The organism is Pseudomonas sp. NPDC089547 (assembly GCF_050280665.1).
Lineage (GTDB): Bacteria > Pseudomonadota > Gammaproteobacteria > Pseudomonadales > Pseudomonadaceae > Aquipseudomonas.
Map to the genome: position 1 here is coordinate 104800 of NZ_JBNNVS010000008.1, position 15014 is coordinate 119813.

Genomic DNA, 15014 nt, shown 5'->3' on the forward strand with positions numbered 1-15014 from the left:
GTGCACAATCGCGCCCCTCTTCCCCGGTTGAGTTGGGCGAAACGTCTATTTCGCCATTCTCAGCCTGTTGCAGTCTTGCGAGTGGAGCTTCACCCGGAATGAATGAGCAGGCCCCAAGCGTTGAACAACGCTTTGCAGAATCGACCCCCGCCACCCTTGGCAGCTGGGCGCGTCACGACACTACCTGGATGCTGGGCCTGTTTGGCACAGCCATCGGCGCCGGAACCCTGTTCCTGCCGATCAACGCCGGCCTTGGTGGTTTCTGGCCGCTGCTGATCCTGGCCATCCTGGCCTTCCCGATGACGTACTTTGCGCACCGCGGGCTGACCCGTTTCGTGCTTTCCGGGCGCAACGATGGCGACATCACCGAGGTGGTCAAGGAGCACTTCGGCAGCTCCGCCGGTACCGCGATCACCGTGCTGTACTTCTTCGCGATCTTCCCCATCCTGCTTATCTACAGCGTGGCGCTGACCAACACGGTCTCCAGTTTCATGGAGCACCAGTTGCACATGGAGCCACCGCCACGGGCCATCCTGTCGTTCGTGCTGATCCTCGGGCTGCTGGCCATCGTGCGCTGCGGTGAACAGGCCACGGTCAAGGTCATGAGCCTGCTGGTGTACCCGTTCATCGTCGCCCTGGCATTGCTGGGCCTGTACCTGGTGCCGCACTGGACCGGTGGCATCCTCGACAGCGCCACCCAGGTGCCGCCGGCTTCGGCCTTCCTGCACACCCTGTGGCTGGCCATCCCGGTGATGGTGTTCTCGTTCAACCACTCGCCGATCATCTCGGCCTTTGCGGTGGACCAGAAGCGCCGCTACGGCGAGCACGCCGATGAGCGCAGCGGCCAGATCCTGCGCCGTGCCCACCTGCTGATGGTGGTGATGGTGCTGTTCTTCGTGTTCAGCTGCGTGCTCACCCTCAGCAGCGCCCAACTGGCCGAAGCCAAGGCACAGAACCTGTCGATCCTGTCGTACCTGGCCAACCACTTCAGCAACCCGACCATCGCATTCGCGGCACCGCTGATCGCCTTCGTGGCCATCGCCAAGTCGTTCCTGGGCCACTACATCGGCGCCAGCGAAGGCCTGAAGGGCATCATCACCAAGACCGGCGCGCGCCCGGGTGCCAAGGCCCTGGACCGCATGGTTGCTGCGCTGATGCTGGTGGTGTGCTGGATCGTTGCTACCCTCAACCCGAGCATCCTCGGCATGATCGAGTCGCTCGGCGGCCCGATTCTCGCGGTACTGCTGTTCCTGATGCCGATGTATGCCATTCGTCGTGTACCGTCGATGCGCAAGTACAGCGGTGCGGCGTCCAACGTGTTCGTGGTAGTGGTTGGCCTGGTTGCGCTGACCTCGGTGGTGTACGGCTTGCTGAGCTGATTTGCCGCTTGCAATAAAGAGTGCCCGGGTCGGCAATCGCCACCCGGGCATTCTTTTAAGCCTGGCCAAGGTTTCAACAGCGTTGCATTTCATCGTCCTTGCTGTATGCCAGCAGCCACCATCCACAGAGGCTGGCCGCCACGAACAGCAGTCCCAAGCCTGTCGGAAGCATACTTTCGAAGCCTGCGACCACACTGCTGGTCAAACCAGCACCAGCGAACAGCAACGTCGTGTTGAGCGATGCTGCGGCCCCTGCCTGATGCGAATACCGCGACAAGGCTTGGGTCGTTGCAGCTGGGCGCACCAGGGTTGTCCCGGTGGTACAGACAATCATCGGTAGCAGTACACCCACCACAGATAACCCTGCCACCCGCTCCCAAATCAAAAGGGTGATGCCTGCTGCACTTATAAGCACGAAGCCCGCTTTTATTTGAACCTGCGGGCTTACCCGATGGTTCATGTAGGTCGCAGCTACTCCGCCGGCGATATATGCCAACCCATAGCCGATAAAAATAATGGAGAATTGATAGGTCGTCAGCTCCAGCCTGCCCATCAGCAGCAATGGCGCTATGACTATGAATGAAAAATGGCAGGCAAAGGCGAGGCTGGACTGCAGGGAATGCGCGAGATAGGTCGAGTCTCGCAGCATCACCCGATAACTGGACATGCCTGGCGCCCGGTGGCGCAGGGCAGGTGTGTCATGAAGCAGCACATACGATAAAAGTGAAACGATCGCAGCGATGATCGCGAATATTGTAAAGCTTGCCTCCCAGCCAAAGTATTGCTGGAGAAGGGCACCTGCTAGCGGTGACAGGGAGATGAACAGCCCACTTGCGCTGGTTAACAGGATTCGCATCGCATTGCGCTGTTTACCCCTGTAGAGGTCCTGCACAAGTGCCTGGCCCAGGACGAGGCTGCCGCAGCCCAGGGCCTGCACTAAACGAAACGCCATGAACGTTTCATAGTTGGTTGAAATTATACAACCGAGCGCGCCTGCAATGGACACTCCCAGCCCGGCGAGCAGCAAACGCTTGCGCCCGATGCCATCCGACAGTGGACCGATCACTATTTGCGCCAGGGCGACACCCACAGCAAAAAAGCTTACTGAATAGGCTATCTGTTTTGGGTCAACCCGAAACTCATCTGAGAGCGCAGGGAATGATGGGAGGATCACATCCAGCGGAAATACACCTAACAGACACAACAAAATCAGCAGCGTCGAGCACAGATGGCGTCGGAGCGAATCCGGCGGGCGGTTCATGCTACTAGCCCCGCCGATTGGAAATGCACGAAATAGCTTTCGTCATCCAGTAAATCAGTGCGCTGAATTGCCAGAAGCGTCGGCTTGCAAATTTCCATCATTCGTACCGCCTGGTTCGCCAGTGCAAAAGCCGAAACTTCGTCTCCGAGGGCTGGCCGAGTTTTGAAAACCATTCGTAAGAAGGGCAGGTCGGGTTGGCAGAAGGCAGCGAGTACCTTAGGCAGTATTTTGGCGACATAGTCTCTTTCGATCTTGGAAATTTGTCGCCACAGCTGCGAGAAGCACTCGGAAAAGAAGATTGCATGACGACCTTCATCGTATAAGTGATCCCGTAGCATATTCGTGACTGGAGCAACAAGCGCGCCGGTAGACAACTTGAGCAACTCGCGGGTGATCAACGTTTCCGAGGCGAAGCCGATACAGAAGCGGGTTAAGCACTTCAGGTCTGGCGGGCTTTGTTCCAAGATAAAATCCAACCCCTCTATGCGGGTAGACTTGGTGCGCATCAAGTTGAAATGCTTCGCCACCTGATCTGCGATATCCTTTGAAAACAGCGCGTGATACGCCTCGTCAGCATAGAGTTTAAGAGCAACATGATGCTCTTCGTTTTCAAAGTATTTGTTCAAGTTGCCAGCCACAATGCAACGCACGGCCTCATTGACGTGAGCCATTTCCAGGGTTGTCGTATAGTCCATGAAGTGCACTAGATGATGCGCGTGTACGAGCAATAGCTCTTTCTTGGGAAGCGATTTTACCGAGTCATGAGTCAGGGCTGAGCTAAGCGCGGCAGGAAACCATAAACTGGGTTCGGTCTGAGCAAAATCCTCCTGTGTGAATTGATATGCGTAAGGTCGCGAGCGCACGGCACTGGATGAGTCCCAGTTCCGAAACAAGGTGATGCTGCGGTAGGTTGCCTCATTCATATGTAAGTTCGCATCAGTTGTTTTTCAAGAGCGATTTTAGGCAGTCGGGAATCGCGGAGCCGTCACTGTAGCCGCAGCCGACAAAGAAAAGGACCTGTTCACTAGCGTTTTCGAGCTCTAATAGAGCCTCGATTGAGCACTCATTCAATGCGCCAGTTAGCCATGTGTTCATGCCGCTGGCAGTAGCAGCCAGTTGAAACGTCTGGGCCACGTGGCCAACCTCTACCAGCGCCATCCGATATGCACGTGAGTGCTCATATTTCCACCACAACTTGTCGAATCTGGAAGTGAGGAATAGTCCTGCTGGTATATCGTTCGCAAAGTGCTGTCCGGAGAGCAGATCACCCAATCTTGGCGCCAACTGATTGCGCCAGTGCAATTGATGCATATGAGGGTCGTAGAGGTAGACTCCGGGCTCTACGCCTTCGACATTGGCTACATATACATAGCCTTCTGTAGCATTTAGTCCACCCGCTGATGGACTGCTGCGGCGCTTGGCGAACTGCTCAACTCCTCCTTCTGCACTAGATAGTGTTCGACCGTCAACAAAGCCTAGCGTTTGCTGCAAGATCCGCCCTAGCTCTTCCATTGGAATCGGTGAGTGATGGAAGGTTCTTACAGTTGCGCGTTGCCTTAGAATTCTATCGAATTCGTCAGTGGTGTTCGAGGTCGGCAGTTGAATGCCATGCCCATTTGGCCCAAGGGTCTCGGTAGGAGTTGTTTCAGACAATACGTCGGTGCAATGTTCAAGGTACTGAGTAGCCCACTCATGCGCGTTATTCGGCTGGTTTTCTAGCGCTACATCTTTTGTTCCAAGATGAAAGATTCGAGAAAGAATATCCCACCCCCAAGTGCTTTCATCCCTGGTCGCGTCCACGACAACCTTGCAGTGTTTCAAATCCTTGAGTAGGGTATCATTCGAATCGTTGCAAGTGCGATCATAAACAATCGATACCAGTCTCTTTGCGTGCTCGGCTGACAGTTGGTACTGCTTGTGATTCTTGAAGTCCCAGCAGATGAGGGCGTCACCCATGACGAAAAAGAAGCAGTCTCTACTTACCATTGTCTTCTCCCTTGACTAAAGCGCAGGCCGGCACTGCGCTTTAGTATTCATTGGCTAAGGCTTACTGGCCCTTTTTGACCAGAAGTGCCAGATTGGCCAGTTTTGTAGATTCCATCTTGATAGGTTTCATATTTGAATCTCCATATAAGCGCCGCGTTATTGCGACACACCTGATGGTAGCGGCTCTTTGAAGATGTACAAGATTAACGGGGCGCCGAAATTTCCGATGAAGTTGTAGGATTTTTTACCTCGATATTTATCAGGGCGCAGTCCAACTTGACCGTAAGGCCTCTAGTGCAAGCCATGTAGCCGCTTTGAAAGTAGCATTGTGCAGTTCATGTCAATCTAAAAAACTTCGTAACAGACTCGTAGTGGGCGGTCGGCCTGAGGCTCGGCAACTGGTCGTGACCGCGGGTTTAGGCATTTTGTCCACAAAAATAGTCTGGTATTTAGAACAATTTCACCTGCACCCATAGGCACCCGGCCGGCTTCATGCTTAACTCAGTGTCCTTTTCAAACCCAGCATAAGGATTTCGTCATGGCTCAAGTGACTCTCAAAGGTGGCCCGGTTCAGGTTAACGGCAACCTGCCACAGGCCGGCGCCCAGGCTCCGGCTTTCTCCCTGGTCGGTGAAGGCCTGGCTGACAAGTCGCTGAAAGACTTCGCCGGCAAGCGCAAGGTGCTGAACATCTTCCCGAGCGTCGACACCCCAACCTGCGCTACCTCCGTGCGCAAGTTCAATGCCCAGGCCAACGATGTCGCCAACACTGTCGTGCTGTGCATCTCCGCCGACCTGCCGTTCGCCCAAGCGCGCTTCTGCGGTGCCGAAGGCCTGGAGAACGTGAAAAACCTGTCGACCCTGCGTGGCCGCGAGTTCCTTGAAAACTACGGCGTAGCCATCGCCGACGGCCCGCTGGCCGGCCTGGCTGCCCGCGCTGTTGTGGTGCTGGACGAGAACGACAATGTGCTGCACAGCGAGCTGGTTGGCGAAATCGCTGACGAGCCGAACTACGAGGCGGCGCTGGCAGTACTGAAGTAAGGATTGCGTAGGGCAGGGCGGCGGAGTCCTGTGTCGGCCCCTTCGCGGGTGAACCCGCTCCCACAGGTACGGCACAGATTTCGAAAGCAGTGCTATCCCTGTGGGAGCGGGTTCACCCGCGAAAGGGCCACCTCAGGCTATTGAAACCTTTCAGCCCGCCACCGCTCCAAGCAACACCCTGTAACGGCCCGGAACGCGTTCCGGGCCGTTTTCATTTAAAGTTCAGCGTCTTGGCAACGTCAGCCAAAGGTAAACCTCTGGTAAAGGCCCTTTGCTAAAACGATGCCATTGCTTATCGTTCACCCTCCCCAAGCCGCCATTCCGAACAAGGTTCGTTCAACCCATGCAAGCGTCCAATTCCCGTTCCCCCCGTCGCTGGTTCGTCGGCCTGCTGATCCTGCTGCTGGTGGCTGCGCTGGCCTGGTGGCTGTGGCCCGCAGCAACGCCCGCGCATAAAGAAGCCGCAGGCGGCGGGCGCGGCGGCAAGGGCGTGGGCATGATGGGCGGGCGCCCGGGCTTCGGTGGCTCCAGCGACCCGGTGCCGGTGCGCGTCGAACCGGTGCGGGTTGGCGACTTCCCGCTTTACTACAAGGCCCTGGGCACGGTCACCGCGACTAACACGGTCAATGTGCGCAGCCGCGTGGCGGGCGAACTGGTGAAGGTCCATTTCAAGGAAGGCCAGCAGGTCAAGGCCGGCGACCTGCTCGCTGAAATCGACCCGCGTTCGTACCGCATTGCCCTGCAGCAAGCCGAAGGCACCCTGGCGCAAAACCAGGCGCAGTTGAAAAACGCCCAGGTCGACCTGGCCCGCTATAAAGGCCTGTACGCCGAAGACAGCATCGCCAAGCAAACCCTGGATACTGCCGAAGCACAGGTGGCGCAGTTCCAGGGGCTGGTCAAGACCAATCAGGCACAGGTTAACGATGCCCGGCTGAACCTCGATTTCACCCAGATCCGTGCGCCGATCAACGGCCGTGTCGGCCTGCGCCAGCTCGACCTGGGCAACCTGGTGGCCGCCAACGATGCCACCGCACTGGTGGTGATCACCCAGACCGAGCCAATCAGCGTCGCCTTCACCCTGCCGGAAACCGAACTGAGCACCGTGCTGGAGCGCTACCGCAATGGCGCCAGCCTGCCGGTCGAGGCCTGGGACCGCAGTGACAGCAAGCTGCAGTCCACCGGCGTGCTGGGCAGCATCGACAACCAGATCGACACCACCACCGGCACCCTCAAGTTCAAGGGCCGCTTCGAGAACAAGGACCTGGCCCTGTTCCCCAACCAGTTCGTCAACGTGCGCCTGCTGGCCGACACCCTCAAGCAGGTGGTCATGGCCCCGGCTGCGGCTATCCAGTTTGGCAACGACGGCACCTTTGCCTACGTGGTCAACGCCGAAAGCACGGTGAACGTGCGCAAGCTCAAGGTAGGCGCCAGCGATGGCGAGAACAGCGTGATTCTCGACGGCCTCAAGGCAGGCGACCGCCTGGTGCTGGAAGGTACCGACCGCCTGCGCGAAGGTACCAAGGTGGAAGTGGTCGAAGACAGCTCGCAAGTGCCGACTACCCCGGGCCAGCACCTGCAAGGCCAGGAAGCCAAAGGCTCGGCGCACACAGGTGAAGCCCAGCCTGGCAAAGCAGCAGGCAAGGCGGGCGCATGAACCTCTCGCGTCTGTTCATCCTGCGGCCGGTCGCTACCACGCTGAGCATGCTGGCCATCGTTTTGGCCGGCCTGATCGCCTACAAGCTGCTGCCGGTTTCCGCCCTGCCGCAGGTGGATTACCCGACCATCCGCGTCATGACCCTGTACCCCGGCGCCAGCCCACAAGTCATGACCAGCGCGGTCACCGCACCGCTAGAGCGCCAGTTCGGCCAGATGCCCGGCCTGGAGCAGATGGCGTCGACCAGCTCCGGGGGCGCTTCGGTGCTGACCCTGCGCTTCAACCTCGACATGAACATGGACGTTGCCGAACAACAGGTGCAAGCTGCGATCAACGCCGCCAGCAACTTGCTGCCCAGCGACCTGCCGGCGCCGCCGGTGTACAACAAGGTCAACCCGGCCGACACCCCGGTGCTGACCCTGGCCATCTCCAGCAAGACCATGCCGCTGCCCAAACTCAACGACCTGGTCGATACCCGCGTGGCGCAAAAGCTCGCGCAGATCAGCGGCGTGGGCATGGTCAGTATCGCTGGCGGCCAGCGCCAGGCGGTACGCATCAAGGTCAACGTCGATGCCCTGGCCGCCAACGGCCTGAACCTCGATGACGTGCGCACGCTCATCGGCGCGTCCAACGTCAACCAGCCAAAGGGCAACTTCGACGGCCCGACCCGGGTGTCGATGCTCGACGCCAACGACCAGCTACGTTCCCCCGAGGAATACGCCAACCTGATCCTGGCCTACAACAACGGTGCGCCGCTGCGCCTCAAGGACGTGGCCGAAATCGTCGATGGCGCGGAGAACGAGCGCCTGGCCGCCTGGGCCAACGAAAACCACGCGGTACTGCTGAACATCCAGCGCCAGCCGGGCGCCAACGTGATCGAAGTGGTCGACCGCATCAAGGACCTGCTGCCGTCGATTACCGACAACCTGCCGGCCGGCCTGGATGTGTCGGTACTGACCGACCGCACCCAGACCATTCGTGCGGCGGTCAAGGACGTACAGCACGAACTGTTGATCGCCATCGTGCTGGTGGTGATGGTCACCTTCGTGTTCCTGCGCCGCTTCAGCGCCACCCTTATTCCGTCGATTGCCGTACCCCTGTCGCTGATCGGCACCTTCGGCGTGATGTACCTGGCCGGTTTCTCGGTCAACAACCTCACGCTGATGGCCCTGACCATCGCCACCGGCTTTGTGGTCGACGATGCCATCGTCATGCTGGAGAATATTTCCCGGCATATCGAAGAGGGCGAAACACCTATGCAGGCGGCGCTCAAGGGCGCCCGGCAAATCGGCTTCACCCTGATTTCGTTGACCTTCTCGCTGATCGCGGTGTTGATCCCTCTGCTGTTCATGGCCGACGTGGTTGGCCGGCTGTTCCGCGAGTTCGCCATCACCCTGGCGGTGGCCATCCTGATCTCCCTGGTGGTGTCGCTGACCCTCACGCCGATGATGTGTGCACGCCTGCTCAAGCGTGAGCCCAAGGAAGAAGAGCAAAGCCGCTTCTACCGCGCCAGTGGCGCCTGGATCGACTGGCTGATCAAACACTACGGCAGCGCCTTGCAGTGGGTGCTGAAGCACCAGCCGCTGACCCTGCTGGTGGCGGTGGCGAGCCTGGTGCTGACGGTGTTCCTGTACATGGTGGTGCCCAAGGGCTTCTTCCCGGTGCAGGATACCGGGGTGATCCAGGGCATTTCCGAAGCGCCGCAGTCCACTTCGTTCGCCGCCATGAGCGAGCGCCAGCAGGCCCTGAGCAAGGTGATCCTGCAGGACCCTGCGGTGCAGAGCCTGTCGTCCTACATTGGCGTCGACGGTGATAACGCCACGCTCAACAGCGGCCGCCTGCTGATCAACCTCAAGCCCCACGGCGAGCGCGATGTCACCGCCAGCGAAGTGATCAGCCGCCTGCAACCACAACTCGACAGGTTGGTGGGCATCCGCCTGTTCATGCAGCCGGTGCAGGACCTGAGCATCGAAGACCGGGTCAGCCGTACCCAGTACCAGTTCAGCCTGTCGTCGCCAGACGCCGACCTGCTGGCGCAGTGGAGCGGCAAGCTGGTGCAGGCACTGCAGCAGCGCCCGGAGCTGGCAGACGTGGCCAGTGACCTGCAGGACAAAGGCCTGCAGGTTTACCTGGTGATCGACCGGGACATGGCCAGCCGCCTGGGCATCACGGTATCGCAGATTACCAACGCCCTTTACGACGCATTCGGCCAGCGGCAGATCTCGACCATCTACACCCAGGCCAGCCAGTACCGCGTGGTATTGCAGTCGCAGGACGCGGCGGTCATCGGCCCGCAGGCGCTGGAGTCGATCCACGTCAAGGCCACCGATGGCGGCCAGGTGCGCCTGTCGGCATTGGCACGCATCGAGCAGCGCCAAGCCCAGCTGGCCATTTCCCATATCGGCCAGTTCCCGGCGGTGACCCTGTCGTTCAACCTAGCCCACGGTGCCTCGCTGGGCGAAGCGGTGCAGGTGATCGAGCAGGTGCAGAAGGACATCGGCATGCCGCTGGGGGTACAAACCCGCTTCCAGGGTGCGGCAGAGGCCTTCCAGGCGTCGCTGTCGAGCACCTTGCTGCTGATTCTGGCCGCCGTGGTGACCATGTACATCGTGCTGGGCGTGCTGTACGAAAGCTACATCCACCCGGTGACCATCCTCTCGACCCTGCCGTCGGCGGCGGTGGGGGCCTTGCTGGCCCTGCTCATCAGCGGCAATGACCTGGGCATGATCGCCATCATCGGCATCATCCTGCTGATCGGTATCGTCAAGAAAAACGCCATCATGATGATCGACTTTGCCCTGGAGGCCGAGCGCCACCAGGGCATGAGCCCGCGTGATGCCATCTACCAGGCTGCGCTGCTGCGCTTCCGGCCAATCCTGATGACCACCCTGGCCGCGCTGTTCGGCGCGGTGCCGCTGATGCTCGCCACCGGTTCCGGCGCCGAGCTGCGTCAGCCCCTGGGGCTGGTGATGGTGGGCGGGTTGCTGGTCAGCCAGGTGCTGACACTGTTCACCACCCCGGTCATCTACCTGTACTTCGACCGCTTGGCCCGCCGCTGGCGCCCGGCCACTGACGTGAAGCAGGCCGAGGCATGAACCTGTCCGGTCCTTTTATCCGTCGCCCGGTGGCGACCATGCTGCTGAGCCTGGCGATCATGCTGCTGGGCGGGGTCAGCTTCGGCCTGCTGCCGGTGGCACCGCTGCCGCAAATGGACTTTCCGGTAATCGTGGTATCGGCCAACCTGTCTGGTGCCAGCCCCGAGGTCATGGCCTCCACCGTGGCCACGCCGCTGGAGCGCAAGCTGGGCAGCATTGCCGGCGTGACCACGCTGACCAGCAGCTCCAACCAGGGCTCCACGCGGGTGGTGATCGGCTTCGAGATGGGGCGTGATATCGACGGCGCGGCGCGTGAGGTGCAGGCGGCGATCAACGCCACCCGCAACCTGCTGCCCAGCGGCATGCGCAGCATGCCCACCTACAAGAAGATCAACCCGTCGCAGGCGCCGATCATGGTGCTGTCGCTGACCTCGGACGTGCTGCAGAAAGGCCAGCTGTACGACCTGGCCGACACCATCCTGTCGCAGAGCCTGGCCCAGGTACCAGGGGTAGGGGAGGTGCAGATCGGCGGCAGTTCGCTGCCTGCGGTGCGCATTGCCGTCGAACCGCAACTGCTCAACCAGTATGGCCTGTCGCTGGACGATGTGCGCACAGCCGTGTCCAACGCCAACCAGCGCCGGCCCATGGGCTTTGTCGAGGATGCCGAGCGCAACTGGCAGGTGCGGGCCAACGACCAACTGGAAAGCGCCAAGGATTATCAGCCGGTGGTGATCCGCCAGCAGAATGGCACCATCCTGCGCCTGTCCGACGTGGCGACCATTACCGATGGCGTCGAGAACCGCTACAACAGCGGTTTCTTCAATGACCAGGCGGCGGTGCTGCTGGTAGTCAACCGCCAGACCGGCGCCAACATCATCGAAACGGTCGACCAGATCAAGGCGCAGTTGCCAGCCCTGCAGTCACTGCTGCCGGCCAGTGTGCAACTGAACGTGGCCATGGACCGTTCCCCGGTGATCAAGGCCACCCTGAAAGAGGCCGAACACACCCTGTTGATCGCGGTGGTACTGGTGATCCTGGTGGTGTACCTGTTCCTCGGCAGCCTGCGCGCCTCGCTGATCCCCAGCCTGGCGGTGCCGGTTTCGCTGGTGGGCACCTTCGCGGTCATGTACCTGTGTGGTTTTTCGCTCAACAACCTGTCGCTGATGGCGCTGATTCTGGCCACCGGCCTGGTGGTCGACGATGCCATCGTGGTGTTGGAGAACATCTCGCGGCACATCGAAGACGGCCAGCCGCCGATGAAGGCGGCCTTCCTGGGGGCCAAGGAAGTCGGCTTCACCTTGCTGTCGATGAACGTGTCGCTGGTGGCAGTGTTTGTCTCGATCCTGTTCATGGGCGGCATCGTGCGCAACCTGTTCCAGGAGTTCTCGATCACCCTGGCAGCGGCGATCATCGTGTCGCTGGTGGTGTCGCTGACCCTTACGCCGATGCTCTGCGCCCGCTGGCTCAAGCCGCACCAGGCCGAGCAGACCCGCTTGCAGCGCTGGAGCGACAAGCAACACCAGCGCATGGTCAACGCCTATGACCGCAGCCTGGGTTGGGCCTTGCGCCACAAGCGCCTGACCCTGATCAGCCTGCTGGCGACCATCGCTGTGAACATTGCCCTTTACGTGGTGGTGCCCAAGACGTTGATGCCGCAGCAGGACACCGGCCAGTTGATGGGTTTCATCCGTGGGGATGACGGCTTGTCGTTCAGCGTGATGCAGCCAAAGATGGAAATCTACCGCCGCGCCTTGCTCGCCGACCCGGCGGTGCAGAGTGTTGCCGGGTTCATCGGTGGCAACAGCGGTACCAACAACGCCATGGTGCTGGTGCGCCTGAAGCCGATCAGCGAGCGTAAGCTCGATGCGCAGAAAGTGATTGAGCGCCTGCGCAAGGAAATGCCAAAAGTACCGGGCGGGCGCCTGTTCCTGATGGCCGACCAGGACCTGCAACTGGGCGGCGGCGGTCGTGACCAGACGTCGTCGCAATACCTGTACACGTTGCAAAGCGGCGACCTCGCGGCGTTGCGTGAGTGGTTCCCCAAGGTAGTTGCTGCCCTGCGTGCGCTGCCGGAGCTGACCGCAATCGACGCCCGCGACGGTGCCGGCACCCAGCAGGTGACCCTGGTAGTCGACCGCGACCAGGCCAAGCGCCTGGGCATCGACATGGACATGGTCACCGCCGTGCTGAACAACGCCTACAGCCAGCGGCAAATCTCCACCATCTATGACAGCCTCAACCAGTACCAGGTGGTGCTGGAGATCAACCCCAAATATGCCTGGGACCCGAGTACCCTGGAGCAGGTGCAGGTGATTACCGCAGACGGCGCCCGTGTGCCGCTGTCCACCATTGCCCACTACGAGAACAGCCTGGCCAACGACCGCGTCAGCCACGAAGGCCAGTTCGCCTCGGAAGACATCGCCTTTGACGTTGCCGAAGGCTACAGCCCCGACCAGGCCATGGCAGCGCTGGAACGTGAGGTGGCCAAGCTGGGGCTGCCCGAAGAAGTGATCGCCAAGCTGGGCGGTACTGCGGACGCCTTTGCCAAGACCCAGCAGGGCCAGCCGTTGATGATCCTGGGGGCATTGGTGCTGGTGTACCTGGTGCTGGGCATCCTGTACGAAAGCTACATCCACCCCTTGACCATTCTTTCGACACTGCCGTCGGCCGGCGTTGGTGCGTTGCTCACGCTGTACGTCACAGGGGGCGAGTTCAGCCTGATCTCGCTGCTGGGGCTGTTCCTGCTGATTGGCGTGGTGAAGAAAAACGCCATCCTGATGATCGACCTGGCCTTGCAGCTGGAGCGTCACCAGGGGCTGTCGCCGGAAGAGTCGATCCGCCGGGCCTGCCTGCTGCGCCTGCGGCCTATCCTGATGACCACCCTGGCGGCCATCCTCGGCGCCTTGCCGCTGCTGCTGAGCCACGCCGAAGGTGCAGAAATGCGCCAGCCGCTGGGCCTGACCATCATCGGTGGCCTGGTGTTCAGCCAGGTCCTTACCCTTTATACGACGCCGGTGGTCTACCTGTACCTGGACCGCCTACGCCACCGTTTCAATCATTGGCGCGGCGTGCGCACCGACGCCGCCCTGGAAAACCCGCTATGACTTTTGCCCAGACCCCACTGCACCGTGCCCTGCAAACGCTGACCCGTGGGCGTGGCTCGCGCCTGCTCGGCGCCGGTTTGTGCGTGGCCTTGCTCAGTGCCTGTACCCTGAGCCCGGACTACCACCGCCCGGAACTGACCAGCACGGCGGCGCAGTTCAAGCACGCCCAAGGCTGGACCCAGGCCACGCCATCGGACGCAATCGCCCGTGGCGCCTGGTGGGAGATCTACGGCGATGCCGGGCTTAACGCGCTGGTCGAGGAGCTGAACCGCAGCAACCAGACTGTAGCCCAGTCCGAAGCGCAGTATCGCCAGGCCCAGGCACTGGTGCGCAGCAGCCGTGCAGGATTGTTCCCAAGCCTGGACCTGACGGTCGGCAAAAACCGCTCTGCCCAAGGTACCGGCAGCTCCAGCTCTAGCCTGTCCAATAACAGCAGCGGCATCCGCGACACCTACAACGCTCAGCTGGGTGTCAGCTGGGAGATCGACCTGTGGGGCAAGCTGCGGGAAACAATGAATGCCAACGAGGCCAGTGCCGAAGCCAGCCTCGCCGACCTCGCTTCGATCCGCTTGAGCCAGCAGTCGGAGCTGGTGCAGAACTACCTGCAACTGCGGGTGATCGATGAGCAGAAGCGCCTGCTGGAAGCCACTGTGGCGGCGTATGAACGCTCGCTGCGGATGAACGAAAACCAGTACCGCGCCGGTGTCGCTGGCCCGGATGCAGTTGCCCAGGCGCGTACCCAGCTGAAAAGCACCCAGGCCGACCTGATCGACCTGATTTGGCAGCGTGCCCAGTTCGAGAACGCCATAGCCGTGCTGATGGGCAAGACCCCGGCCACCTTTAGCCTGGCCGACAGCAAGGACATTCCGGCGCTGCCGCAGATTCCGGTTTCGCTGCCTTCGCAATTGCTGGAGCGGCGCCCGGACATTGCTGCGGCGGAGCGCAACGTGATGGCTGCCAACGCCAACATTGGCGTGTCCCGGGCCGCGTACTTCCCGGACCTCAGCCTGAGCATGAGTGGAGGTTATTCCAGCAGCAGTTTCAATAACTGGATCGAGCTGCCCAACCGCTATTGGTCGGTGGGCCCGCAGTTGGCACTGACCCTGTTCGACGCCGGCAAGCGCAGCGCCGAGGTGGACCGCACGGTGGCGGTGTACGACCAGACCGTGGCGCAATACCGCCAGACCGTGCTCGATGGGTTCAAGGAAGTGGAAAACCTGCTGGTGCAGTTGAAGGTCTACGGCGATGAAGCCGTGGTGCGCCAAGAGGCGCTGGATGCGGCCCGAGAGTCGTTGCGCCTGACCGAGAACCAGTATCGTGCCGGGTTGATCGGCTACCTGGATGTGGTCAACGTGCAGACTACGGCGCTGAGTAACGAGCGCAGTGTGTTGAACCTGCTGCAAGGGCGCTTGGTGGCCAGTGTGCAACTGGTGGCTGCGCTGGGCGGGGGTTGGGACGCCGAACAGGCGTTTGCCGAGCAGGACTGACCCAACCTG

General features: G+C 60.8%; 9 protein-coding genes. 6 read left to right on the forward strand and 3 right to left on the reverse strand.

The features are described 5' to 3' along the window. Positions 1-98: 98 nt before the first annotated feature. Positions 99-1379, forward strand: coding sequence for a serine/threonine transporter (locus ACQKPZ_RS08185; RefSeq protein ID WP_427536800.1), 1281 nt, complete (start codon positions 99-101; stop codon positions 1377-1379). A 73-nt stretch (positions 1380-1452) separates the two neighbouring features. Here the strand turns inward: ACQKPZ_RS08185 and ACQKPZ_RS08190 are convergent, their stop codons facing one another. The 3 genes from ACQKPZ_RS08190 to ACQKPZ_RS08200 are packed head-to-tail and all read right to left on the reverse strand — an operon-like array spanning position 1453 to position 4626. After that, positions 1453-2640 carry a Bcr/CflA family efflux MFS transporter gene (locus ACQKPZ_RS08190; protein ID WP_427536802.1) on the reverse strand — a complete coding sequence of 396 codons (1188 nt, stop codon included), beginning with the start codon at positions 2638-2640 and terminating at the stop codon, positions 1453-1455. Then, the gene (locus tag ACQKPZ_RS08195; RefSeq protein WP_427536804.1) at positions 2637-3563 is read right to left on the reverse strand and encodes a diiron oxygenase; all 927 of its coding nucleotides are present in this window, start codon (positions 3561-3563) and stop codon (positions 2637-2639) included. The genes ACQKPZ_RS08190 and ACQKPZ_RS08195 overlap by 4 nt, the downstream gene beginning before the upstream one ends. Positions 3564-3576: 13 nt before the next feature. Then, on the reverse strand, positions 3577-4626 hold the full coding sequence (locus tag ACQKPZ_RS08200; RefSeq protein WP_427536806.1) for a SagB family peptide dehydrogenase: 1050 nt from the start codon (positions 4624-4626) through the stop codon (positions 3577-3579). 538 nt (positions 4627-5164) lie between these two features. On the opposite strand from ACQKPZ_RS08200, the gene tpx reads away from it, so the two are divergent. The 5 genes from tpx (at position 5165) to ACQKPZ_RS08225 (ending at position 15005) form a co-directional block, all read left to right on the forward strand. Further along, on the forward strand, positions 5165-5665 hold the full coding sequence (gene tpx / locus ACQKPZ_RS08205) for a thiol peroxidase (protein ID WP_427536808.1): 501 nt from the start codon (positions 5165-5167) through the stop codon (positions 5663-5665). Positions 5666-6008: 343 nt separating this feature from the next. Further along, positions 6009-7319 carry an MdtA/MuxA family multidrug efflux RND transporter periplasmic adaptor subunit gene (locus ACQKPZ_RS08210; protein WP_427536810.1) on the forward strand — a complete coding sequence of 437 codons (1311 nt, stop codon included), beginning with the start codon at positions 6009-6011 and terminating at the stop codon, positions 7317-7319. Further along, on the forward strand, positions 7316-10414 hold the full coding sequence (locus ACQKPZ_RS08215) for an MdtB/MuxB family multidrug efflux RND transporter permease subunit (protein WP_391133980.1): 3099 nt from the start codon (positions 7316-7318) through the stop codon (positions 10412-10414). Before ACQKPZ_RS08210 ends, ACQKPZ_RS08215 begins: the two co-directional genes overlap by 4 nt. After that, entirely contained in the window at positions 10411-13518 is a 3108-nt protein-coding gene (locus ACQKPZ_RS08220; protein WP_427536812.1) for an efflux RND transporter permease subunit, read from the forward strand. The genes ACQKPZ_RS08215 and ACQKPZ_RS08220 overlap by 4 nt, the downstream gene beginning before the upstream one ends. After that, complete coding sequence (locus ACQKPZ_RS08225; RefSeq protein ID WP_427536814.1) at positions 13515-15005, forward strand: efflux transporter outer membrane subunit; 1491 nt, start codon at positions 13515-13517, stop codon at positions 15003-15005. The genes ACQKPZ_RS08220 and ACQKPZ_RS08225 overlap by 4 nt, the downstream gene beginning before the upstream one ends. Positions 15006-15014 lie beyond the last annotated feature (9 nt).